Origin of the sequence: Klebsiella sp. KPN54798 (assembly GCF_021184225.1) — a bacterium.
Lineage (GTDB): Bacteria > Pseudomonadota > Gammaproteobacteria > Enterobacterales > Enterobacteriaceae > Klebsiella > Klebsiella pneumoniae.
Genome location: NZ_CP089234.1, coordinates 3,161,126 through 3,184,695 on the forward strand (window position 1 = coordinate 3,161,126; position 23,570 = coordinate 3,184,695).

General features: G+C 63.2%; 20 protein-coding genes and 1 pseudogene. 11 read left to right on the forward strand and 10 right to left on the reverse strand.

Annotation, left to right across the window (positions count from 1 at the left end):
* Positions 1 to 186: 186 nt before the first annotated feature.
* The 5 genes from astE to astC are packed head-to-tail and all read right to left on the reverse strand — an operon-like array spanning position 187 to position 6,210.
* Entirely contained in the window at positions 187 to 1,152 is a 966-nt protein-coding gene (gene astE, locus LPQ25_RS15295) for a succinylglutamate desuccinylase (protein WP_014907782.1), read from the reverse strand.
* 9 nt (positions 1,153 to 1,161) lie between these two features.
* Entirely contained in the window at positions 1,162 to 2,487 is a 1,326-nt protein-coding gene (gene astB, locus LPQ25_RS15300) for an N-succinylarginine dihydrolase (protein WP_004179412.1), read from the reverse strand.
* Positions 2,484 to 3,962: a succinylglutamate-semialdehyde dehydrogenase gene (gene astD / locus LPQ25_RS15305; RefSeq protein WP_004151922.1), complete on the reverse strand. Its 1,479-nt coding sequence runs from the start codon at positions 3,960 to 3,962 to the stop codon at positions 2,484 to 2,486. Before astD ends, astB begins: the two co-directional genes overlap by 4 nt.
* Positions 3,959 to 4,993: an arginine N-succinyltransferase gene (gene astA, locus LPQ25_RS15310; protein ID WP_226340337.1), complete on the reverse strand. Its 1,035-nt coding sequence runs from the start codon at positions 4,991 to 4,993 to the stop codon at positions 3,959 to 3,961. The genes astD and astA overlap by 4 nt, the downstream gene beginning before the upstream one ends.
* Positions 4,990 to 6,210, reverse strand: a complete 1,221-nt coding sequence (gene astC, locus LPQ25_RS15315) for a succinylornithine/acetylornithine transaminase (protein WP_002901489.1) — start codon at positions 6,208 to 6,210, stop codon at positions 4,990 to 4,992. The genes astA and astC overlap by 4 nt, the downstream gene beginning before the upstream one ends.
* Before the next feature lie 438 nt (positions 6,211 to 6,648).
* Between astC and xthA the strand changes: the two genes are divergently transcribed.
* The 8 genes and pseudogenes from xthA (at position 6,649) to LPQ25_RS15355 (ending at position 14,301) form a co-directional block, all read left to right on the forward strand.
* Complete coding sequence (xthA, locus tag LPQ25_RS15320) at positions 6,649 to 7,455, forward strand: exodeoxyribonuclease III (protein ID WP_002901486.1); 807 nt, start codon at positions 6,649 to 6,651, stop codon at positions 7,453 to 7,455.
* A gap of 213 nt (positions 7,456 to 7,668) precedes the next feature.
* Positions 7,669 to 8,325: a TVP38/TMEM64 family protein gene (locus LPQ25_RS15325; protein WP_014907784.1), complete on the forward strand. Its 657-nt coding sequence runs from the start codon at positions 7,669 to 7,671 to the stop codon at positions 8,323 to 8,325.
* The gene (locus tag LPQ25_RS15330; protein ID WP_004151923.1) at positions 8,312 to 9,022 is read left to right on the forward strand and encodes a TVP38/TMEM64 family protein; all 711 of its coding nucleotides are present in this window, start codon (positions 8,312 to 8,314) and stop codon (positions 9,020 to 9,022) included. The genes LPQ25_RS15325 and LPQ25_RS15330 overlap by 14 nt, the downstream gene beginning before the upstream one ends.
* Positions 9,019 to 9,579 carry a carboxymuconolactone decarboxylase family protein gene (locus tag LPQ25_RS15335; protein WP_004140393.1) on the forward strand — a complete coding sequence of 187 codons (561 nt, stop codon included), beginning with the start codon at positions 9,019 to 9,021 and terminating at the stop codon, positions 9,577 to 9,579. Before LPQ25_RS15330 ends, LPQ25_RS15335 begins: the two co-directional genes overlap by 4 nt.
* 2 nt (positions 9,580 to 9,581) lie before the next feature.
* Positions 9,582 to 10,760 carry an ABC transporter substrate-binding protein gene (locus LPQ25_RS15340; protein WP_014907785.1) on the forward strand — a complete coding sequence of 393 codons (1,179 nt, stop codon included), beginning with the start codon at positions 9,582 to 9,584 and terminating at the stop codon, positions 10,758 to 10,760.
* Positions 10,733 to 12,268, forward strand: coding sequence for an ABC transporter permease subunit (locus LPQ25_RS15345; RefSeq protein ID WP_015874684.1), 1,536 nt, complete (start codon positions 10,733 to 10,735; stop codon positions 12,266 to 12,268). Before LPQ25_RS15340 ends, LPQ25_RS15345 begins: the two co-directional genes overlap by 28 nt.
* Positions 12,268 to 12,900 (forward strand): annotated as a pseudogene (locus LPQ25_RS15350) (ATP-binding cassette domain-containing protein). Before LPQ25_RS15345 ends, LPQ25_RS15350 begins: the two are co-directional and overlap by 1 nt.
* 93 nt (positions 12,901 to 12,993) lie before the next feature.
* The gene (locus LPQ25_RS15355; protein ID WP_014907787.1) at positions 12,994 to 14,301 is read left to right on the forward strand and encodes a sulfurtransferase; all 1,308 of its coding nucleotides are present in this window, start codon (positions 12,994 to 12,996) and stop codon (positions 14,299 to 14,301) included.
* A 51-nt stretch (positions 14,302 to 14,352) separates the two neighbouring features.
* Here the strand turns inward: LPQ25_RS15355 and LPQ25_RS15360 are convergent, their stop codons facing one another.
* A complete protein-coding gene (locus tag LPQ25_RS15360) occupies positions 14,353 to 14,976 on the reverse strand; it encodes a CDP-alcohol phosphatidyltransferase family protein (RefSeq protein ID WP_002901398.1) in 624 nt (207 codons plus the stop codon).
* A gap of 86 nt (positions 14,977 to 15,062) precedes the next feature.
* Between LPQ25_RS15360 and LPQ25_RS15365 the strand changes: the two genes are divergently transcribed.
* Positions 15,063 to 15,473, forward strand: a complete 411-nt coding sequence (locus tag LPQ25_RS15365) for a pyrimidine (deoxy)nucleoside triphosphate diphosphatase (protein WP_004183673.1) — start codon at positions 15,063 to 15,065, stop codon at positions 15,471 to 15,473.
* Between the two features lie 182 nt (positions 15,474 to 15,655).
* On the forward strand, positions 15,656 to 16,999 hold the full coding sequence (gene gdhA, locus LPQ25_RS15370; RefSeq protein WP_004176526.1) for an NADP-specific glutamate dehydrogenase: 1,344 nt from the start codon (positions 15,656 to 15,658) through the stop codon (positions 16,997 to 16,999).
* Positions 17,000 to 17,042: 43 nt separating this feature from the next.
* Here gdhA and LPQ25_RS15375 read toward each other — a convergent pair whose 3' ends face one another.
* From LPQ25_RS15375 to selD, 3 genes are all read right to left on the reverse strand, one after another.
* Positions 17,043 to 18,023, reverse strand: a complete 981-nt coding sequence (locus LPQ25_RS15375; RefSeq protein ID WP_014907788.1) for an NAD(P)H-quinone oxidoreductase — start codon at positions 18,021 to 18,023, stop codon at positions 17,043 to 17,045.
* A gap of 179 nt (positions 18,024 to 18,202) precedes the next feature.
* Entirely contained in the window at positions 18,203 to 20,149 is a 1,947-nt protein-coding gene (locus LPQ25_RS15380; RefSeq protein ID WP_004148065.1) for a DNA topoisomerase III, read from the reverse strand.
* A 4-nt stretch (positions 20,150 to 20,153) separates the two neighbouring features.
* Positions 20,154 to 21,197: a selenide, water dikinase SelD gene (gene selD / locus LPQ25_RS15385; protein WP_004176528.1), complete on the reverse strand. Its 1,044-nt coding sequence runs from the start codon at positions 21,195 to 21,197 to the stop codon at positions 20,154 to 20,156.
* A gap of 225 nt (positions 21,198 to 21,422) precedes the next feature.
* On the opposite strand from selD, the gene phoC reads away from it, so the two are divergent.
* Positions 21,423 to 22,169, forward strand: coding sequence for an acid phosphatase PhoC (gene phoC, locus LPQ25_RS15390; protein WP_004214265.1), 747 nt, complete (start codon positions 21,423 to 21,425; stop codon positions 22,167 to 22,169).
* A 735-nt stretch (positions 22,170 to 22,904) separates the two neighbouring features.
* Here the strand turns inward: phoC and LPQ25_RS15395 are convergent.
* The gene (locus LPQ25_RS15395) at positions 22,905 to 23,456 is read right to left on the reverse strand and encodes an NAD(P)H nitroreductase (RefSeq protein WP_014907789.1); all 552 of its coding nucleotides are present in this window, start codon (positions 23,454 to 23,456) and stop codon (positions 22,905 to 22,907) included.
* Positions 23,457 to 23,570 lie beyond the last annotated feature (114 nt).

Here is a 23,570-nt window from a genome sequence, read left to right on the forward strand (position 1 = left end):
GAATTGCAATAAAAAATAAATAACTTACTGTTTTGCAGAGCAATTATGGAGAGTATAAAGTAGGGAAGATTAAAAACAAAGCATTTTACCAGGAATAATCTGCAAATTTACACTGGAGCACGAAAAAATAAGATGGCGAAAAAAGACGCGCGCAATAAAGCAGGCCGCCCGGCGGACGGCTTGCCCTCAGGATAATTTCTCCAGCATCAGGCCGGCGCGCAGTCCTTTCGCCACCGTCGGGTTAGGAAACAGAACATACTCCGTCTCAGGCCCCACCACATACCGCGTCTCGCCCTCCTCCGCCAGCAGCGTGCCGGGTTCGAAGGGGGTGAAGTTCAGCGTCTGATCCGCCATATGCAAGCGGAAATCATCGCTATGGCGGGTTAGCTGCTGTACCACCCGGTAGCGCAGCGGCGCTGGGGCGTCGGCAATGGCCAGATCCCCCACCAGCAGCCGGGAGAGCGCCCGCTGGACGGCGGCAAACTGCGTCAGATCGTTTTCCCCCAACGGCAGCGCTTTGCCCAGCTCAAGGGTGCAGGCCAGCGCCGCGAACCGTTCGCAGCTGAAGTGGGTGAAGGTCCCGCCGGGCTGGCGATGAAACACCAGCGCCTCCAGCCCGGCGCCGCCCAGCCAGTGAAGAAAATCCTCCTCCCACGGCGTATCGCGGGCCGGGAGCACGCCGAAGCGCGGATGTAGCGACCCGCGGATCGCGGTATGCAGATCGAGGTGCCAGCGCGGACCATCGTGGTCGCGATAAAAGCGGGCCACCGCCTGCTCCAGCCGCTGCGCCCGCTGCGTCTCCTCACTGAGCGGAAACTGCCGCCAGCGCTCGCCAAACATGCGGTTCATATCGCTGTGCAGATAGCGCTTATTCGCCCGCAGCGCTGGTGGATTGCCGACGATCACCAGCAGCCGCCAGCGCAGCGGGAGCGCCTCCCGGACCAGTCGCTGCACCAGGTGGTCGACTATCTCCACCGGCGCCGTTTCGTTGCCATGAATGGCGCAGGAAAGTACCAGCCCGCGCTCGCAGCGCGCATGCGGCGTCAGCTCAAGGATCCCTTCCCCGAGCCAGTGCCAGCGGAAATGGGCCGTCTCGCCGTGAAAATGGTGGGGCAAACGCCCCGCCAGGGTTAATGCCAGAAAATGTTCCACCGCGCCCCCTTATTGCTGAAATGGATAAACCGAACCGAGCTGCAGGATCTGGGTCAACCGATCCAGCGCGTCGCGCCCTTCCCGCAGCAGCTGCGGGTCGGCGAGGTCGGCCTGGGTGAGACGATCGCGATAGTAGCGATCCACCCAGTCATTAAGGGTGGCAAACAGCGTATCGTTCATCAGGACGTGCGGATTGACCGCCTGATACTCCTCGGCCGTCAACACCACCCGCAGGCGCAGGCACGCCGGACCGCCGCCGTTGGCCATGCTCTCGCGCAGATCGAACACCCGCAGGTCGGCGATAGGGTTATCCCCGGCCAGCAGCTCATTGAGGTATTCCCAGACGCCGGCATGCTCCTGCGCTTCCTGAGGCAGGATAAGCGCCATGCTGCCATCCGCCCGGCTCACCAGCTGGCTGTTGAACAGATAGGTGGCAACCGCCTCTGCCACCGAGACCCGGCTGGCGGGAACCACCAGCGGCGTAAAACCCGGCACCCGCTGCGCCAGCTGCTGGAGAAGCGCGGTCTGGTCGGCAAAGGCCTGCTCATGGCAGAACAGGACCTGACGGTTGCTCACCGCGATGACGTCGTTATGAAAAACCCCCGTGTCGATCGCCGCCGGATGCTGGCGGGCGAAGATCAGCTGGCGGGGATTGACCTGATTGAGGCGCGCGACCGCCTGGCTGGCCTCAAGGGTTTGCCGCGCCGGATAGCGACGCGGCGCCTCCTCGCTCCCCCGGCGGCGGCCATAGACAAAGAGCTGGACGCCGGGAGCGCCATACTCGCCGCCGAGACGATTATGGTTCGCCGCCCCTTCGTCGCCAAACCAGGCCGAGGCGGGCAGCGCCGGGTGGATAGCAAATCGCGTGCGGTCGGGGAAAATCGCCTGCAGCAGCGCCTCTGTAGTCGGTGCTTCGCTGGCGCGGTGGAATTTATCCTGCAGATTCGCCACCGTCAGATGCACCAGGCCATCCAGCGAATCGGCGGAGGGACACACCGTCGCCGCGTTCGCCACCCACATCGCCGAGGCCGAACTCACCGCCGACAGCAGATCCGGCTCCTGCTGCGCCACCCGGGCCACCACCTGCTCATCGCTGCCGCTAAAGCCCAGCTGGCGCAGAAGCGGCACGTTGGGACGCTCCTGCGGCGGGATCACCGCCTGCGGGTAGCCAGCGTCGGCGAGGGCTTTCATTTTTTTCAGCCCCTGCTTGGCCGCCAGCTGCGGGTTAGACACCCGATAGCGATGCCGGGTGGAAGCCTCATTGCCAAAGGAGAGCCCGGCGTAGTGATGGGTTAGCCCGGGCAGACCGTCAAAGTTGACTTCGCGGGCGGTCATGACGCCTCCCCGGCCAGAAAGTCGAGCCCCGGGCTCAGGCTGGCGGGCAGCGTCAGGGTCGGCGATTCAAGGCTGGCCATCGGCCAGGCGCAATAATCGGCGGCATACCAGGCCCCCGGACGATGGTTACCGGACGCCCCGGTGCCGCCGAACGGCGCGGTACTCGCCGCCCCGGTCAGCGGTTTGTTCCAGTTAACTATCCCTGCCCGCGCCTCGAGCAGCAGTCGATCAAACTTCTCCCGTTCCGGAGAGATTAACCCACAGGAGAGGCCGAAGCGGGTGGCGTTGGCTAAGGCAATCGCCTCCTCGAAAGTGTCGTAGCGCCAGACCCCAAGCAGCGGGCCAAACACCTCTTCATCTTCGACATTGGCCACGTCGCTCATGTCGACAATCCCCGGCGTTAGCAGCGACGTCCCGGCCTGCAATAACCGCGGCTCCAGCAGGGTGACCGCGCCAGCGGCGACCCGCTGCAGCCAGGCCTGATGCACTTTCTGCGCGGCTTGTTCAGAGATAAGCCCGCCGAGAAACGGCTGCGGCTCGGCGTCCCACGCCGCCGGGATCAGCCGTTGGCTCACCGTCACCAGCCGGGAGAGGAAGGCATCGCCCGCCTCTCCGCGTCGGACCAGCAGACGCCGGGCGCAGGTGCAGCGCTGGCCAGCGGTAATAAAGGCGGACTGGATGGTCAGATGCACCGCGGCATCCACGTCCCGCGGATCGTCGACGATCAGCGGGTTATTGCCGCCCATCTCCAGCGCGAGGATCTTCTGCGGTTGCCCGGCCAGCTGGCGATGCAGATGAAAACCGGTGGTTGAGCTGCCGGTAAACAGCAGTCCGTCGATATCCGCCTGGCCGCTGAGCGCCTCGCCAGTTTCCCGACCGCCCTGCACCAGGTTGAGCACCCCGGCGGGCAGGCCGGCCTGCTGCCATAGTTTCACCACCGCTTCGCCGCTGCGCGGGGTGAGTTCGCTGGGTTTAAAGACCACGGTATTGCCCGCCAACAGCGCCGGCACGATGTGCCCGTTCGGCAGATGGCCGGGAAAGTTATAGGGGCCAAACACCGCCAGTACGCCGTGCGGCCGGTGACGCAGCGTGGCGGCGCCGTCGGGCAGGTCGCTGTGCTGTTCGCCGGTGCGGACGTGGTAGGCCTTCACCGAGATCGCCACCTTGTTGATCATCGCCGTCACTTCCCCGGCCGCCTCCCAGCGCGGCTTTCCGGTCTCGGCGCCGATAACCGCCGTCAGCTCCGCCTTACTGGCTTCCAGCAGAGCGGCAAACTTTTCAACGATCGCCTGACGGGCGGCAAACGGCAGCCGCGCCCAGGACGGGAACGCCTGGCGGGCAGCCGCCACCGCCTCGGCAACCTGCCCGGCATCCGCCGCCTCGCCCTGCCAGACAACCTTCAGGTTAACCGGATCCTGTTTACTGAAACCTGGCCCACGGCCGGGCCGCCACTCGCCGTTAATCCACAGACTCATGCAGTTTTCTCCTCAGGGATCAGGCGCACCATGCGCACCTGGTCGCCGGCATGACACTTCAGCATATCCAGTTCGCGGGCGCTGAGGGTCAGGGTGTCGCCATCCGGATCGGCATGCACCAGCAGAGCGCGGAACTGGTGATACTGTTCATTCGCCACCAGGCACAGCGGCCAGTCACCGGGCGAGGTTTCACCTGCCTTGGTGGTCACCAGACGGCTTTTGCGGATCGCCCGCACCCGGTCGATGTCGCACTCCAGAGTCGGGCCGCCGTCGAAAATATCGATGTAGTTCAGGTAGCGGAACCCCTCTTTCTCCAGCACCGTCCGGGCCGGGGCGGTCTGCGGATGAACCTTGCCGATCACCGCCTGTGCCTCAGGGGAAAGGAAATCGATATACAGCGGATGCTTGGGCATCAGGGCGGCAATGAAAGCCTTCTGTCCGGTGCCGCACAGGTAGTCGGCACGGGAAAACTCCATGGCGAAAAAGCGTTTGCCCAGGCTCTCCCAGAACGGCGAGTAGCCCTGCTCGTCAATCACCCCGCGCATCTCGGCGACCACCTTCTCATTGAAGCACTCGCGAAAGGCGGCCATAAATAAGAAGCGTGATTTCGACAGCAGATAGCCATTGCCCTCTTTGCGCCACTGCGGGTCGAGGAACAGGGTGCACAGCTCGCTGCTGCCGGTATGATCGTTGCTGAGAAACAGCGTCGGCAGCGCCTGATAGACGTTGAGCTCCTTCGAGGCATGGACCTGGGTGCCGACCCGGTAGTTATACCAGGGATCGTTGAGCCCCACCGCCACCTCGATCGCGCAGATGCCCACCACCGCGCCGCTTTCGCTCTCCTCCAGCACAAAGACATAGCCCTGCTCGCTTTTCGGTAGCTCGCCGCGCCAGGTCTGCTGCGAGCGGGCGATCCGCGCCGCGAGGGTCGCTTCATCCACCGGCAGCGAGGTCAGCCCGCCGCCGGTCTCCGCTGCCAGCTTCAGCAGCCCGGGCAAATCGCCCGGCTCCACTGGTCGAATAACCATCATGATGAGACTCCTGCCACGAAACGCGCGCAGGCCCGCTCGACGCGATCCAGCCCGCTGTTCACCTCTTCTTCACTGACGTTCAGCGCCGGCGCGAAACGCACCACGTTGGCGCCGGCGATCAGAATCATCACCCCCTCTTCCGCCGCCAGGTTACTGAGGGTTTTCGCCTTCCCGGCCCAGGCGTCGTTTAGCACGCAGCCGAGCAGCAGTCCCAGGCCGCGGATCTCCTTGAACAGGCCATAGCGGGCGTTAATTGCCTGCAGGCGTTCACAAAACCACTGGTGGCGCTGTCTGACGCCGGAGAGCACTTCCGGGGTGTTGACGATCGACAGCAGTTCGCCGGCCACCGCCCCGGCCAGCGGGTTACCGCCGTAGGTGGTGCCGTGGGTGCCGACGGTCATCACGCTGGCGCAGGCCTCTGTCGCCAGCAGCGCGCCAATGGGGAAACCACCGCCCAGCGCTTTGGCGGTGGTCAGCACATCGGGCGTCACGCCGTAGTGCATATAGGCATACAGCTCGCCGGTGCGCCCGACCCCGGTCTGCACTTCATCGAAAATCAGCAGGGCGTTGTGCTGGTCGCAAAGCTGACGCAGGCCGCGTAAAAACTCGACGCTGGCCGGCACCACGCCCCCTTCGCCCTGCACCGGCTCGACGATCACCGCGCAGGTCTGGTCATTGATTAAGGCCTTTGCCGACTCGAGATCGTTAAATACGGCATGCTGGATCTGCGGCGGCAGCGGGGCGAAATCCCGGGAATAGGCCGGCTGACCGCCCGCCGAGACGGTGAACAGCGTCCGCCCGTGGAAAGCGTTCTGAAAGGCGACGATGCCACTTTTCTCGCTGCCAAAGCGATCGTGGGCATATTTACGCGCCAGCTTGAGCGCTGCCTCATTGGCCTCGGCGCCGGAATTACAGAAGAAGACCCGGTCGGCGAAGGTAGCATCGATAAGCATTTTGGCCAGACGCAGGATCGGCTCATTGGTGTAGCCGTTGCCGGTATGCCAGAACTTGCCGGCCTGGTCGGTCAGGGCTTGCACCAGACGCGGATGGGCATGCCCCAGCGCGTTCACGGCGATGCCGCCGGCAAAATCGATATACTCTTTGCCCTGCTGATCCCACAGCCGTGACCCGGCGCCCCGCACCGGAATAAACGCCGCTGGCGCGTAGACCGGCATCATCCATTCATCAAAGTGGTTACGCGTAATTGACTGAGACATATCGACCTCTTCCGGTAAATTAAAAGTAGCAATAATGTTAATAAATATGAGTTATCACGCTGTAAATGTAGATTGCACGGTTCGTGCCAGCCAGCGATAAAAATGCATAAATCGGATGAGATAACGCAGAATCAATGGGTTACAGCCGAACGCTATTCACATAAAATGCATATTTAGTGAATAAGCATCCGACAAAGGGGGATAAACAGTGATTAAAGAAGATAAATTATGCAATGGTAAGATATAATTCTGTAATTGTGATCCTCTGCGAAATTTATCGTAGCTATTTGCCCTTTTTTGGCGCGGCATGCCCGCAAAAGGGGCACCCACGGCACGCTCATGCGCAGCGATTGGCAGAATGACGCATCCGGTGGCAGCCAGCCTGGCGAATTTCTGCTACCATCCCTGCACTATTCACCTTGCACAGTGGCAGCGACTATGAAATTCGTCTCTTTTAATATCAACGGCCTGCGTGCCCGCCCACACCAACTGGCCGCCATCGTCGAAAAACACCAGCCGGACGTGATTGGCCTGCAGGAAACCAAAGTTCACGACGACATGTTCCCTCTCGAAGAGGTCGCCAGGCTCGGCTATAACGTCTTTTATCACGGGCAGAAAGGCCATTATGGCGTCGCGCTGCTGACCAAAGAGACGCCGATTGCCGTCCGCCGCGGTTTCCCGGACGATGGCGAAGAGGCTCAGCGCCGCATCATTATGGCGGAGATCCCGTCGCCCTTCGGCAACGTCACAGTGATTAACGGCTATTTCCCGCAGGGTGAAAGCCGCGATCATGAAACCAAATTCCCGGCCAAAGCGGCGTTCTATCAGAATCTGCAGAACTATCTGGAGACCGAACTCAACAAAGAGAATCCGGTGCTGATCATGGGCGATATGAACATCAGTCCTACCGATCTGGACATCGGTATCGGTGAAGAGAACCGCAAACGCTGGCTGCGCACCGGCAAATGTTCCTTCCTGCCGGAAGAACGGGAATGGATGGACCGCCTGCTGGGCTGGGGCCTGGTGGATACCTGGCGTCAGGCTAACCCCGACAATCATGAGCATTTCTCGTGGTTTGATTACCGCTCCAAAGGCTTCGACGATAACCGTGGGCTGCGCATCGATCTGCTGCTGGCCAGCCAGCCTCTGGCGCAGCGCTGCGTGGAAACCGGGATCGATTACGAGATCCGCGGGATGGAAAAACCGTCCGACCACGCGCCGGTGTGGGCCACCTTCCGGCCATAATTCACGCCCTTCTCTCGCCTCCCGCTGTGCGGGGGGCAGAATTTCCTGAGCAAAATCAACAAAGCGACGGTAAACCATTGTGACGGTCGTCGGAACAGGATACTGTCGCGCGCACTTTTTGATGTCCACTGCGTCCAGACTGTACAGGAGCACCTCTCATGCAAAAGAAGCCGTCATCCGGCCATTGGTAAAGGGCTGGGACTTCTCGCGCTGGTGGCCACGCTGGCCGTTATCAGCCACCGCGTCGGTCTCCACGATCTGCTGACTCACCTGCATCTGCTTCAGGACACCCTCCGCCATCAGGGCGCCTGGGGATATCTGGTCTATGCTGCGCTGTTTATCATTGCCACCCTGTGTCTGATCCCCGGCAGCCTGCTGGTGATCGCCGGCGGGATGCTCTTCGGCCCGCTAACAGGCTCCTTGCTCTCGTTTGCCGCCGCCACCCTCGCCTCTTCGCTGTCGTTTTTAATCGCCCGCTGGCTTGGACGCGATCTGCTGCAGCGCTATGTCGGCCATACCACCGTCTTTCAGGCGATTGAGCGCGGTATCGCCCACAGCGGCTGCGATTTCCTGATCCTCACCCGCCTGGTGCCGCTCTTTCCCTACAATATTCAGAATTACGCCTACGGCCTGACGGCGATCCGCTTCTGGCCCTTTACCCTGATCTCGGTCGTGACCACCCTGCCGGGTCTGGTCATCTATTCGGTGATGGCCAGCGAACTGGCCCGCGAGGGGGTGACCCTCGCCTTCGCGCTCAAACTGAGCCTCGCCGGCGGGCTGCTGTTTGCCCTGGTGCAGATAGGTAAACGGTTTGCCCGCGCCTGTCGCGTGGCGGCGTGCAGTGAGGGGGTGCGCCATGACCCAACCTGATCGCCGTCACCTGCGCCGCGCCCGGCTGGCCCTTGCCGTCGTGGTCGCCGCCGCTCTGGCCGCCTGGCTGTGGTTCCCTGGCGGGCGTACCTTTCTGCAGCAGAGTCTGACGGCGTTAGCCTCCCTGGATCCTCAGCAGGTCAGAGGGTTTATCGCCGCCTGGGGGCCGCAGGCCGCGCTGGTCTCATTTGCGCTGATGATCCTCCAGGCGATCGTCGCTCCGCTGCCGGCTTTCCTGATTACCCTGGCGAACGCCGCCCTGTTCGGCGCCTTCTGGGGCGGGGCGCTGTCGTGGTTCAGCGCCATGGTCGGGGCCGGGCTCTGCTTCTGCATCGCCAGAGCGCTGGGGCGCGAAGTGGTGGAGAAACTCACCGGCCGCGCGGTGCTGCGCAGTGCCGACGGCTATTTCACCCGCTTTGGCCCGCAGACGATCCTGGTCTGCCGCCTGCTGCCGTTTGTCCCGTTTGACCCGGTCAGCTATGCCGCCGGACTAACCTCGCTGCGCTTCTGGCCCTTTATGCTGGCCACCGGCGTGGGCCAGCTCCCGGCGACTATCGTTTATTCCTGGGCCGGGAGTCTGCTCACCGGGGGCACCTTCTGGCTGGCCACCGGGCTTTCGCTGCTTTTTGCCCTGGCGGTGGTCATCTCTATCGCCAAAAATATTTACCGTGAACGTCATAAGAGATCGTCGCCATGAGCTTACCCCCGCTGGATTCTGTCCCCCTGATCCTTCGTCCGCAGGCCTGGCTGCACCGCCGGCATTACGGCCAGGTGCTGAGCCCCATTCGCTGGTGGGGACGGATCCCATGGCTGTTTTACCTGGTTTCGCTGTTCGTGGGCTATATTGAACGCCGCCGCTCGCCGCTGGATCCGGTGCTGCGCTCGCTGGTCAGCGCACGCATCGCCCAGCTGTGCCACTGCGAATTCTGTATCGATATAACCAGCATGACCCTCGCGGCGCGGAGCGGGAGCCAGGACAAGCTGCTGGCGGTCGCCGACTGGCGCAGCAGTACGCTGTTCAGCGAAAAAGAGCGCCTGGCGCTGGCCTATGCCGAAGCCGCCACCCAGACGCCGCCGGCGGTGGATGATGCCCTGCGTAGGGCGATGGCCGCGCATTTTGACGCCCGGGCGCTCACCGAGCTGACCGCCCTGATCGGCCTGCAAAATTTATCAGCGCGGTTCAATGCCGCGATGGCGATCCCGGCTCAGGGGTTGTGCCAGATACCCACCTCTTCCTCGCAGAATAAGGAGTAACGATGCGCCGTTTGCGTGATTACAGCCTCTGTCTGTGCCTGCTGCTGCTCTGGCCGCTGGCGGTTAATGCCGACGACAGCTGGCGGCAGATTCAGACGGAAGCCCGCGGACAGACCGTCTGGTTTAACGCCTGGGGCGGCGACCCGGCCGTCAATCGCTATCTGGCGTGGGTCAGCGAAGAGGTCAAACGCTATTACGCAATCGACCTGCGTATTGTGCCTGTCGCCGACGCCGCCGACGCAGTGAAACGCATCCAGACCGAGGCGCAGGCCGGTCGTCGCCAGGGCGGGTCAGTGGATCTGCTGTGGATCAACGGCGAAAACTTTCGCACGCTTAAACAGGCCAACTTGCTGCTCACCGGCTGGGCCGAATCGCTGCCCAACTGGCGCTATGTCGATCTGCAAAAGCCGGTACGGGAAGATTTTTCAGTCGCCACCGAGGGCGCGGAGTCGCCGTGGGGCAGCGCCCAGCTGACGTTTATCGCCCGCCGCGGACAAACGCCGCAGCCGCCCACCAGCCCGCAGGCGCTGCTGGCCTTCGCCAGAGCCCATCCGGGCAGCGTAACCTACCCGCGGCCGCCGGACTTCACCGGTACCGCCCTGCTGGAGCAACTGCTGATCGCGCTCACCGACCAGCCAGCCGCCCTGCGCCAGCCGCCGCAGCCGGCGACCTTCGCGGCGGTCACCGCCCCGCTGTGGCGCTATCTCGATGCGCTGCACCCGGCCCTGTGGCGGGCGGGCAAGGATTTCCCGGCGTCGCCGGCGCGGATGGACGCCATGCTCAACCAGGGCACCCTCCGCCTGTCGCTGACGTTTAACCCGCTGCACGCCCGGCAGAAAGCCGCCAGCGGCGAATTACCGACGGACAGCTCCAGCTTCGGCTTTACCGCGGGGACCCTCGGCAACGTCCATTTCGTTACCATCCCGGCTAACGCCCGCGCTGTCGCTGGCGCCAAAGTAGTGGCCAATTTCCTGCTCTCCCCTGAGGCGCAATTGCGCAAGGCCGATGCCGCCGTCTGGGGCGATCCGAGCGTACTGGATCCGCAGCGTCTGCCTGACGGCCAGCGCCAGGCGCTGGCGGCAGCCCTGCCGCAGGATCTGCCGCCGGTGCTTGCCGAGCCTCACGCGGCATGGGTTGACGCGCTGGAGCAGGAATGGCTGCGCCGCTACGGTACCCACTGATCCTGCTGGCCTGGGGGGCGATGGCGGCGATCTATCTGCCGCTGCTCCCCGCCGCCGGGGAACTGGTGGGCGCTGCGCGCTCCCCGGCCCACTGGCGGGCGCTGTTCGCCGACCCGCAGCTGGGCCAGGCGCTGGCCGCCACGCTCGTCTCCACGCTGTTGTCCGTCGGCGGCGCGCTGCTGATCGCCCTGACCATCGTCGCCGCCCTCTGGCCTTCGGCCCGCTGGCGGCGGCTGGCTTCCCGTCTGCCGCTGCTGCTGGCGGTGCCCCATCTCGCCCTGGCGACGGCGGCGCTGCTGCTGTTCGCCGAAGGGGGCTGGCTCTGGCAGCAGTTGCCGTTTCTGACGCCGCCGGTCGACCGGTACGGCATTGGGCTTGGCCTGACGATGGCCCTGAAAGAGAGCGCCTTTGTGCTGTGGGTGATCTATGGCCTGCTGGGAGAGAAACGCCTCGCCGACCAGGCGACCGCCCTGAAGAGCCTCGGCTACGGCCGCTGGCAGTGCCTGCGCTGGCTGGTGCTGCCCGCCCTGCTGCCCGCCCTCGGCATGGTGCTGCTGGCCACCACCGCCTGGAGCCTGTCGGCGGTAGACGTCGCCCTGGTGCTGGGGCCCGGCAATCCGCCCACCCTCGCCGTGCTGGCGTGGCAATGGTTAAGCCAGGGCGATGAGCTGCAGCAGGCCAAAGGGGCGCTGGCCAGCCTGCTGCTGATGGCGATCCTCGGCGGGCTGGCGCTGGTCGCCTGGGGCGGATGGCGGCTACAGCGCCAGTACCAGCCCGATCTGCACGGTGTTCGTCACCCGCATCCTCATGCCCTGCCCAGCCGCCTGCTGGCGGCGCTGCTGCCGCTGAGCGGTCTGCTGGGCGCGCTATTGCTGGCGGGGCTGGCGCGCTCGGCGCCGCCGCAGATGGATGCTCTGGGCAACAGCCTTGGGCTGGCGCTGGCGGCCTGCGCCCTCGGCGCGGCTGTCTGCCTGCTGTGGCTGGCCTGCGGCCCGGCGCGAGGCGATGGCTGGGTCTGGCTACCGCTGGTCCTGCCGGCCCTGCCGCTGGCCGACGGCCAGTACCGGTTGGCGCTGTATGCCTGGCTTGACGGTGACTGGTGGACCGTCCTGTGGGGCCATCTGCTGTGGGTGGTGCCCTGGATGCTGTTTATTTTGCGCCCGGCCTGGCGCCAGCGCGATCCGCGGCTGACGGTTGTCGCCCGCACGCTCGGCTGGGGATCGACGCGTATTTTCTGGTTGCTGACCCTGCCTTCGCTAACTCGCCCACTGCTGACCGCCCTGGCGGTGGGCTTCTCAGTGAGCATCGCGCAGTATCTGCCAACGCTATGGCTGGGGGCTGGCCGAATTCCGACGCTCACCAGCCAGGCGGTGGCGCTCAGCAGCGGCGGCGAGGCGCAGACGCTCGCCGCTCAGGCGCTGTGGCAATTATTGCTGCCGGCGGTATGCTTTACCCTAACGGCTCTGCTGGCCTGGCTGGCAGGCCGCTATCGACGAGGACTTCGCTAGTGCTAACCGTAAACCATCTGACTCTGAGCGTGAGACGCCAGCCGCTGCTGCGGGAGGTCGCCTTTTCGGTAGCCCCGGGGGAGGTGCTGACGCTGATGGGCCCCTCCGGTAGCGGGAAATCAACACTGTTTGCCTGGATGATTGGCGCCCTGTCCGGCGATTTTCGCGCCCGAGGCGAACTGTGGCTCAACAAACGGCGTTGCGATACGCTGCCGACAGAGCATCGGCGCATCGGCATTCTGTTTCAGGACCCGTTACTGTTCGACCATTTCAGCGTCGGGCAAAATTTACAGCTGGCGCTGCCGGAGAACGTGCGCGGCGAGGCGCGAAAAACCGCGGTGGAGGAAGCGCTTAGCCGCGCCGGGCTGGCGGGCTTCGCCCCGCGCGATCCGGCCACGCTCTCCGGCGGGCAGCGGGCGCGGGTGAGCCTGCTGCGCGCCCTGCTGGCGCGCCCCGAGGCGCTGCTGCTCGATGAACCCTTCAGCCGCCTGGATGCCAGCCTGCGCGCCGGGTTCCGCCGCTGGGTCTTTGAATAACTGGCCCGCCAGGCCATTCCGGCGATCCTGGTGACCCACGATCGCGAGGACTGCCCGCCGACGGGGCGCTGCCTGGCGATGGAGCGCTGGCAATGAAGGACAATAGCGTGCAAACCTGCGTTACCGCAAAGAAATCGGCGCCTGGCGAGCGGAGAATACGCCCTCCACTTTTTACCGTCGGGCATTTCGATGAAACGTGTTTCTCAATTGACCGCACTCGCCCTGCTCATGGGGCTTGCTGCTTCCACTACCTGCGCCGCTGAAACCATGCCAGCGCTCACTCTCTTCCACCTGCAACAGCAGCACGGCGTGGCCATCGACACCCGGCTCAGCGCTTATTACAACGGCTGGCCGCAGCGCGCCAACGGCCCGGAAGGCCATGAGCCGCAGGCCCTCAATCTTTCCGCCCGCTGGCTCGGCGCCATGAGCGACGATCAGCTGCGCGCCTGGGCTAAGCAGCACCAGCTCCAGTCCGATACCCCCATCGCGCTGTACGGCAGCCCGGAGGATAACGCCAGCGTCGCGGCGCGGCTGAAACAAACGGGTTTCACCCGGCTCAGCACCCTGAGCGATGCGCTGAGCCAGACCGACCGTCTGCAAAAGCTGCCGCACTTTGAACAGCTGGTCTACCCCCAGTGGCTGCACGACCTACAGCAAGGGAAAGCGGTCGCCGCCGCCCCGGCAGGCGACTGGAAAGTGTTTGAAGCCGCCTGGGGAGCGCCGAAGCTCTATCTGCTGAGCCATATCCCTGGCGCGGGCTATATCGATACCAATGAGGTGGAGAGCGAACCGCTGTGGAATAAAGTGTCCGACGCGCAGCTGAAGGCGATGCTGGCGAAGCACGGCATCCGGCATGACACCACGGTGATCCTCTATGGTCGCGACGTCTACGCCGCAGCGCGGGTGGCGCAGATCATGCTATACGCCGGGGTCAAAGACGTGCGCCTGCTTGACGGCGGCTGGCAGACCTGGTCCGACGCCGGGCTGCCGGTAGAGCGCGGCATGCCGCCGGCGCAGCAGCCGGCGCCTGATTTCGGCGCGCCGATCCCCGGCCAGCCGCAGCTGATGCTGGATACCGAACAAGCCCGCGGGCTGCTGCATCGTCAGGACGCCTCGCTGGTCAGCGTCCGCTCGTGGCCGGAGTTTATCGGCACCACCAGCGGCTACAGCTATATCAAGCCGAAGGGCGACATCGCTGGCGCCCGCTGGGGCCACGCCGGGAGCGACTCCACGCACATGGAGGATTTCCATAACCCGGACGGCACCATGCGCAGCGCCGACGATATCGCTGCCCTGTGGCGCCAGTGGAACATTCTGCCGAGCCAGCAAGTGGCGTTCTATTGCGGGACCGGCTGGCGGGCCTCGGAAACCTTTATGTATGCCCGCGCCATGGGCTGGCCGCACGTCGCGGTGTACGACGGCGGCTGGTACGAATGGAGCAGCAACCCGCACAATCCGGTGGCCCGCGGAGAGCGCGGCCCGGAAAGCAGTCAGTAACTCGCCCCGCCTCAGCGCGTCGCCCTTTGTCGGCGACGCGCGATACCCCGTTTACGCTGTGGTCGTTACCCGCTTTAAGGTCTGGTAGCCACTGCAGATGCGCGTCGCCGTCGTCAGCCAGCACAGCGCGCCAAACAGCCACGCCAGCCAGGCGAAATGCGCCGGAAACAGGCAGCCGAGGACAAACAGCAGGATGGTCTCCGTCCCCTCCGTCAGTCCCCCGAGATAGTACAGCGATTTATGGGCGTAGCCGGGATTGGCGATCTGGTGCCTGGCCGCCAGGGCGGCAAAAGCGAGAAAGCTGCTGCCGGTGCCGATAAAGGCAAACAGCAGCCAGCCGCCCGCCAGGGCATTGTTCAGCGGATCCGCCAGAATAAAGCCGAACGGCACCAGGGCGTAAAAGAGAAAATCCAGCGCAATATCGAGAAAGCCGCCCGCGTCCGTGAGCCCGCGCCGCCGCGCCAGAGCGCCGTCCAGGCCATCCAGCAGGCGGTTAAGGAGAATGGCCGCCAGCGCCGCGCCATACCACCCCAGCGCCAGAAAGGGCAGAGCCAGCACGCCGATGGCAAAACCAACCAGCGTCAGCCCGTCCGGTGAGATGCCGGGGCGGTCAAGGGCGCCGGCGACAGCGTTAAGCAGGGGTTTAAGGCGCGGATGCAGGTGGCTATCAAGCACGAAGGTCTCCAGCAGGGTTGGCGGTTGTCAGTTACGGTCTATGGCGGTGATAATAGGCCATATTCGTCTTATTAACCTTGATGCTTATGCTAAAAATGATTGATGTTGTCGCCGCCATTATTGAACAGGATGGCCAGATTCTGCTGGCGCAGCGTCCGCCCCACGCCGACCAGCCGGGGATGTGGGAGTTCGCCGGCGGCAAAGTGGAGCCGGGTGAAAACCAGCCGCAGGCGCTGGCCCGCGAACTGCAGGAGGAGATGGGCATCATCGCCCGCCCAGCTTGCTATATCGCTAGCCATCAGCGGGAGGTCTCCGGCCGCCGGATCCATCTGCACGCCTGGTGGGTGCCGCACTTTCAGGGCACGCCGCTGGCCCACTATCACACTCAGCTGCGCTGGTGCCTTCCCACAGAAGCGCTGGCCCTCGATCTCGCCCCGGCCGATATTCCTCTGCTGCACGCCTTTATCGCCCAGCGCCCCACCCTTTCCGTCCGCTGATCCGCCCGCCGCCTCGTCATCGCTTTTAGTTATGACGAGCGGGCAATTATAAATTTTGTTGTCGGCTCAATTTTTCCTTGCTTGCCTAAGGATTAGCGGTGTTATAGTCGGAAAATCGGTTTTTTCAAGGACCGAATCATAATAAATACATGCAACCACAACCATAAGGGGAACTGATATCTATGGATCAGACGTGCACTCTGGAAGGCTTTCTCACCCGCGTTCAACAGCGCGATCCTCATCAAACCGAATTTGCTCAAGCCGTCCGGGAGGTGATGACCACCCTGTGGCCTTTCCTTGAGGAAAATCCGCGCTATCGTCAGCTTGCTTTGCTGGAACGTCTGGTGGAACCGGAGCGCGTGATCCAGTTCCGCGTGGTGTGGGTGGACGACCGCAATCAGGTCCAGGTCAACCGCGCTTGGCGCGTGCAGTTCAACTCGGCCATCGGCCCGTATAAAGGCGGGATGCGTTTTCACCCGTCGGTTAACCTGTCGATTCTCAAATTCCTTGGCTTCGAGCAGACCTTCAAAAACGCCCTGACCACTCTGCCGATGGGCGGCGGGAAAGGCGGCAGCGATTTCGACCCTAAAGGCAAGAGCGATGGCGAAGTGATGCGTTTCTGCCAGGCGCTGATGACCGAACTCTATCGCCACCTTGGCCCGGATACCGACGTACCGGCGGGCGATATCGGCGTCGGCGGTCGCGAAGTCGGCTTTATGGCCGGAATGATGCGCAAGCTCTCCAACAACAGCGCCTGCGTCTTCACCGGTAAAGGACTCTCCTTTGGCGGCAGCTTGATCCGTCCGGAAGCCACTGGTTACGGCCTGATCTACTTCACCGAAGCGATGCTCAAACGTCACGGCCTCGGCTTCGAAGGCGCTCGCGTGGCGGTTTCCGGCTCCGGCAACGTCGCGCAATACGCCATTGAGAAAGCGATGGAGCTTGGCGCGCGGGTGGTGACGGCCTCCGACTCCAACGGCACCGTCGTTGACGAAGCGGGCTTCACCAAAGAAAAACTGGCCCGCCTGATCGACATTAAAGAGCGTGCCCACGGCCGCGTGGCCGATTACGCCCGCGAATTTGGCCTCACCTATCTTGAAGGCCAGCAGCCGTGGTCAGTGCCGGTGGATATTGCCCTGCCTTGCGCGACCCAGAACGAACTGGACGTCGATGCCGCCCGCCAGCTGATTGCCAATGGCGTCAAGGCCGTGGCGGAAGGCGCCAACATGCCGACCACCATCGCCGCAACCGACCTGTTCCTGGAAGCTGGCGTGCTGTTTGCCCCGGGCAAAGCGGCCAACGCCGGCGGCGTGGCGACTTCCGGTCTGGAGATGGCGCAGAACGCCGCGCGCATGGGCTGGAAAGCGGAAAAAGTGGATGCCCGTCTGCATCACATCATGCTGGATATCCACCACGCTTGCGTGCAGTACGGCGGCGAAGCGAAGCAGACCAACTACGTGCGCGGCGCGAATATCGCCGGTTTCGTGAAGGTTGCGGATGCCATGCTGGCCCAGGGCGTGATTTAACCACCCCTAACTCCATCCCGGCGGCAGCCCGCCGGGATGCGTCTCACGACGTCATCGTGATCACAACTTTCCCCAGATGCTGACCACTGTCCAGACAGGCATGGGCCTCGGCAATCTCCGCCATCGGGTAGCTGGCGTAGATCAGCGGCTTGCATTTCCCTGCCTCAAGCAGCGGCCAGACGTGGCGGCGCAGCGCCTCGGCAATCTGCTGTTTCTCCGCCGCCGTCCGGCCGCGCATGGTCGAGCCGGTGACGGTGGCTCGCTTGAGCATCAGAGTCTGAATATCAACCTCATGAGCGATTCGCCCGCCCATAAAGCCGATGATGACCAGTCGTCCATCCTTTTTCAGTAGCCCAAGGTTGCGGTTAAAGTAAGGGCCGCCAACAATATCCAGAATGACGTCCACCCCTTCATCGTTGGTCAGCTGGCCGATTTTCTCGGCAAAATCATCTGTTTTGTAGTTAATCGCCGTAGCATAGGGACGTAGCGCAGCAATTTTTTCGTCCTGGCCGACGGTGGCATAGACGGTCATCCCCAGCGCGTGGCACAGCTGGACCGCGGTGGTGCCAATCCCGCTGGCGCCGCCGTGGACCAGAATGCTTTCGCCAGGCTGCAGCTTACCCAGCTGGAAGACGTTCGCCCAGACGGTGAAGAAGGTTTCCGGAATGGCGGCCGCTTCGCTAAAGCTGAGGCCCGCCGGGATCGGCAACGTCTGGCCTGCCGGCACGGCGCAGTATTCGGCATAGCCGCCGCCGTTGGTCAGCGCGCAAACGCGATCGCCGGGCATAAACGCTGTGACCTGCGCGCCGACCTTAACAACCACGCCCGCCACCTCCAGGCCGGGCACGGGGGTGACGCCCTCAGGCATGGGATACAGACCCTGGCGCTGCAGAATATCCGGCCGGTTGACGCCCGCCGCCTTCACCTCAATGAGCACCTCATGCTCCCCGATGGTGGGGATCTCCCCTTCGCGGATCTGCAATACCTCCGGGCCGCCCGGTTGGCTGATAGCAATATATTTCACGGGTCCTCCTTATCGCCTGTGAGAGAAATGGGGCATCGGCATCAGGAAAAGCGCAGCGGGCATCCCCTGCTCAGGGGCCCCGCGTCCAGGCTCTTCCCGGCTGTTTAGTGTAGACCATTGGCCTGACTGGCGGAGAAGCGGTGGCCGCGGGGTAACGCATCCTCGCGACCACCGGCGGGTTACTGCGGCGGCGGCGCGGTATCGTCTGCCGCTTTTTTGCCTTTCGGCTTCCCTTTACCTTTGCTGAACGACTTCTTCGCCCCGCCCGGCGCCACCAGGCCGCGGAACTGACGCACCGGCGTGCTGCGCGCCTGATCGATCAGTTGATACAGCGTCCCCACCAGCGGCTGCATAAAGTCCTGATAGCGGCACTGTTTCTCGCTGATCTGCGTCAACACCGACTCCCAGTGGGCGGTCATGTCCGGTCGCCCGGCCATCTCCGGCAGGGAATGAATGAGCGCCCTGCCGGCCTCCGAGGAGTGGATATAGCGCCCCTTTTTGCTCAGGAAACCACGCTTGAACAGCAGCTCGATAATCCCTGCGCGGGTAGCTTCCGTGCCGAGGCCGTCGGTGGCGCGGAGGATCTTCTTCAGATCTTTATCCTGCACGAAGCGGGCAATCCCGGTCATCGCCGACAGCAGCGTGGCGTCGGTAAAGTGGCGCGGCGGCTGGGTCTGACGCTCCACCACCTCGCCCCTCTCGCACAGCAGTTCATCGCCTTTGGCCACCACCGGCAGCGGCGTGCCGTCGTTCTCTTCATCGCGCTCTTTGCTGCCAAGCAGCGTCCGCCAGCCCGCCTCGGCCAGAAAACGCGCCTTGGCGACAAACTTGCCGTTGGCGATCTCAAGATCAATCTGGCATTTGCGGAACACTGCGTCAGGGCAGAACTGCATCAGATACTGGCGGGCGATCAGGGTGTACACCTTCGCTTCGTTATCGGTGAGCTTCACCTGGCTGCTGCGGGCGGTTGGGATAATCGCATGGTGCGCGTCGACCTTTTTATCATCCCAGCAGCGGTTGCGGATCTCCGGATCCACTACCGGCTGCGGCAGCAGGTCCGCCGCATGGACGGCAATCGCATTCAACACCGCATGGCGGCCAGCGAAGTGCTCTTCCGGCAGATAGCGGCTGTCCGAACGCGGATAGGTGATGAGTTTGTGGGTTTCGTACAGCTTCTGGCAGATATCCAGCACGTTCTGCGCGCTGAAGCCGAAACGTTTGGCCGCCTCAATCTGCAGCGCCGACAGCGAGAACGGCAGCGGCGCGGGTTCGGAATCGCGCTTATCGTTATAGCCGGTCACGATTGCCGGCTGGCCTTCGATGCGCTTAACCACATGCTCGGCCAGCGGACGATGCAGCAGGCGCCCTTCTTCATCCTGGTAAGGTTCGCAGGCTTCGCTCGGCACCCAGGTGGCGACAAAACGCTCCTCCTGCGGCGTGACGATATGCGCCTTCACGTCGAAGAAATCTTTGGCGACGAAATTTTCAATCTCTTCATCGCGACGGACCACCAGGCCAAGTACCGGGGTCTGCACCCGCCCCACCGAGAGCACCCCCTGATAGCCGGCGTTGCGCCCCAGCAGGGTGTAGGCGCGGGTCATATTGATGCCGTACAGCCAGTCGGCGCGGGCCCGCGCCAGCGCCGACACGCAGAGCGGCACGAACTCGCTGTTGGCGCGCAGACGGTTGATCGCCCGCTCCACCGCCTGCGGGTTGAGATCGTTAATCAGACAGCGCTGCACCTGCTGACGCTTCTCCGGCGCCAGCTGCAGGTAGTCGAGTACTTCGTCCACCAGCAGCTGCCCTTCTCTGTCCGGGTCGCCGGCGTGGATAACCTCCTCGGCGTCGCCGAGCAGGCGCTTGATGACATTCAGCTGTTTGGTGACCGAGGGCTTTGGCTGCAGCTGCCATTTCTCCGGCACAATCGGCAGATCGTTGAGATTCCACCGGGCATAGCGGCTGTCGTAGATGTCCGGCTGCGCCTGCTCCAGCAGGTGGCCGATACACCAGGTGACCACCTGCCCGTTGCCGCACTCAATATAGCCATCGCCTTTGCGGTGCGGTTTAGGCAACACATCGGCGATAGCCCGACCGAGACTCGGTTTTTCTGCAATAAACAACCGCATCGAATCAACGGATCTCGATCATGGGTCGCCCGCCGCGGGCGGTCACCAGCTCGCCGATGGCGGCCAGCTTAATGCCGAACTCCGCCGCGGCGGCCTGAACTTCCGCCTCCGCCTCCGGGGTCACCGCCAGCAGCAGACCGCCGGAGGTCTGCGGATCGCACAGCAGATCCCGCCACTCCGTCGGCATCTCGCCCATGAGATGGCCGTAGCTGGCAAAGTTGCGCCCGGTGCCGCCCGGCACCGCGCCGGCGGCGATATAGTCCTCCACCCCCGGCAGTTTCGGGATATCGGCATAGCGCAGCTGCGCCTGCACGCCGGCCCCGCGGCACACCTCGCTGAGGTGGCCGAGCAGGCCAAAGCCGGTGACGTCGGTCATCGCCTTCACCCCGTCGATGGCGGCAAACGCGGCGCCGGCGAGGTTCATCTGGCACATGGTCTCCGTCGCCAGTCCCTGATGCTCTGGCTTGAGCAGCGATTTTTTCTCCGCGGTGGTCAGTACGCCGATCCCCAGCGGTTTAGTAAGATACAGTTTGCAACCCGCCTGGGCGGTGCTGTTTTTCTTGATGCGCTCGGTGGGCACCACGCCGGTGACCGCCAGACCGAAGATCGGCTCCGGGGCGTCAATGGAGTGGCCGCCCGCCAGCGCGATCCCCGCCTGCTGGCAGGCAAAGCGCCCGCCCTCCACCACTTCGCGAGCGATTTCCGGCGCCAGGGTGTTGATCGGCCAGCCGAGGATGGCAATCGCCATAATCGGTTTCCCGCCCATAGCGAAAATATCGCTGATGGCGTTGGTGGCGGCGATACGGCCAAAGTCGAACGGGTTATCGACAATCGGCATAAAGAAATCGGTGGTGCTGACGATCGAGGTGCCATTACCGAGATCGTAAACGGCGGCATCATCGCTGGTTTCGTTGCCGACAAGCAGGTTTGGGTCGACAAACTTCGCCTGCTCGCTATGCAGGATAGTTTCCAGCACTTTCGGGGAAATTTTACAACCACAACCGGCTCCGTGGCTGTATTGCGTTAAACGAATGGCTTGCTCGCTCATGGACATCTCCTGTCATTGCAATCCCGCTATGTTAGCGCCCAAACGCCAGGGTGGTAAGTACGACAGTCTGAAATCGCGTATGGTTGCTCATTAAGCAGACAAAAAGCCGTTTTTGCGAGACACGGCAATTTTTTCCCGACCATTTTCACTTTTACTTAAAGATGACAGAAATGTGACAGCACAGGACTGTCTTCTCTGGAATGATTATGACGTAAGGAAATTCTAATGAAAAAGCGTGTTCTTGCCCTTTGCCTGGCCAGTTTCTTCTCCGTTAACGCCTTTGCTCTGGTTCCCCCCGGGAACGATGTCACCACCAAGCCCGATCTCTACTATCTGACCAATGCCCAGGCCATCGACAGCCTGGCGCTGTTGCCACCACCGCCGGCGGTGGGCAGTATCGCATTTTTAAACGATCAGGCGATGTATGAGCAAGGACGTCTGCTGCGCAATACCGAGCGCGGGAAGCTGGCGGCAGAGGATGCCAACCTCAGCGCGGGCGGCGTGGCCAACGCCTTCTCCAGCGCCTTTGGTTCGCCGATTACCGAGAAAGACGCGCCGCAGCTTCACAAACTGCTGACCAATATGATTGAAGACGCCGGCGACCTGGCGACCCGCAGCGCGAAAGAGAAATACATGCGCATTCGCCCGTTTGCGTTCTATGGCGTCTCCACCTGCAACACCACCGAACAGGACAAGCTGGCGAAAAACGGCTCTTACCCGTCCGGGCATACCTCTATCGGCTGGGCCACCGCCCTGGTGCTGGCGGAGATCAACCCGCAGCGGCAAAACGAAATTTTGAAGCGCGGCTATGAGCTCGGCGAGAGCCGGGTGATCTGCGGCTATCACTGGCAGAGCGATGTCGATGCGGCGCGCATCGTCGGCTCCGCGGTGGTCGCTACGCTGCACACCAACCCGGCCTTCCAGCAGCAGTTGCAGAAAGCCAAAGATGAATTCGCGAAAAGGGAGAAGTAACGTCATCGCCGTTGCATTCCCGGATGCGGCGCCTGGCGCGCCTTGTCCGGGCTACAAAAACCGCGATTGATTCGAATGGTAGGGGTTGTAGGCCGGGTCAGGCGCGAGCCGCCACCCGACATAGATGCGGCTCCGAGCCTGCTGCCATCGCCCGGCGGCGCTGCGCTTGCGCGGCCAGCAGGACGGTCCCCTCTCCCTCCGGGAGAGGGCCAGGGTGAGGGGAAGCACTGCAGTGTGGTTGTTTATGTTATCTGTGGCTTCAGCGTAGTTTGCGCTCCCGGTTAATCGTCTGCGTTATGTCACTCATGGCGCCGGGAGCGCACAGGGGGCGGCCAGTCGCCGCCGCCCCCTGTACCCCCGGGCTCCGGCCAGCAAAATCGCCGCTGCGCGGTCCCTTCGACTTATCCCTGCAGGCTTCGGGTCGGGCCGAGGCAGCGTCCCTGCAAAACACGGCCCTCAGCCCGCATCCATGCGGGCTGCCCCGGCCTGCCGGGAACGTCTCAGCGATGTTGAGGCCGTCAGCACCGGCAGTTTCAGCAAGAAAAGTGAATAAATTAACGACAGGTCGTACGAACGTAGGCCGGGTAAGGCGACAGCCGCCGCCCGGCACAAAATCGGCTCTGTGCCCGCTGTCCTTGCCCGGCGGCGCTGCGCTTGCGCGGGCCTACAGACAATCAGAGCCGGATGCGTTGGCCGGGTAAGGCGCAGCCGCCACCCGGCATAATAAGCACCGACTCAGAATCGCGTCACAAACGGCGCAGTATCCGGCAGGGCAATGGCGGTTGAGGCTTTTAGCTGCGGCGTCCCCAGATAGAGGAAGCCGACAATTTTATCCTGTTCGCGGCACTCGAAGCCGGCCCGCACCACCGGACTCTCGGTCAATGCTCCGCTGCGCCAGATACCGTTGAATCCCTGAGCCAGGGCCGCCATCTGCATCGCCATCACCGCGCAGCCAGCGGACATCTCCTGCTCCCAGCGCGGCACCTTAGGGTGGTCTTCACAGCGCGCGACCACGGTAATAATCAGCGGCGCGCGGAACGGCGCATTGCGGGCTTTCTCAATTCCCTTCTCATCCTGGCCGGCCTCTCTGGCCCCTTTTTCCAGCAACTGGCTGAAGCGCTCGCGGCCGTCATCGGCGATAATAAAGAAGCGCCACGGCTGCAGGGTGCCATGATCCGGGGCGCGCAGCCCGGCGCGCAGAATGTTTTCCAGCTGTTCGCCCGCCGGGGCAGGTTCCGCCAGGCGGGAAGCGCTGCGGCGATTAAGCAGTAGATCGAGAGCATCCATCTGTATAACTCCTGTGATGTCATTTTTCATAAAATTAACATGCACAAGGATTTTGTTACAGCGCGGTCGGTGATTCCTGCTGACAACCGACGGCTCACTCTTTAGGATAGCCAG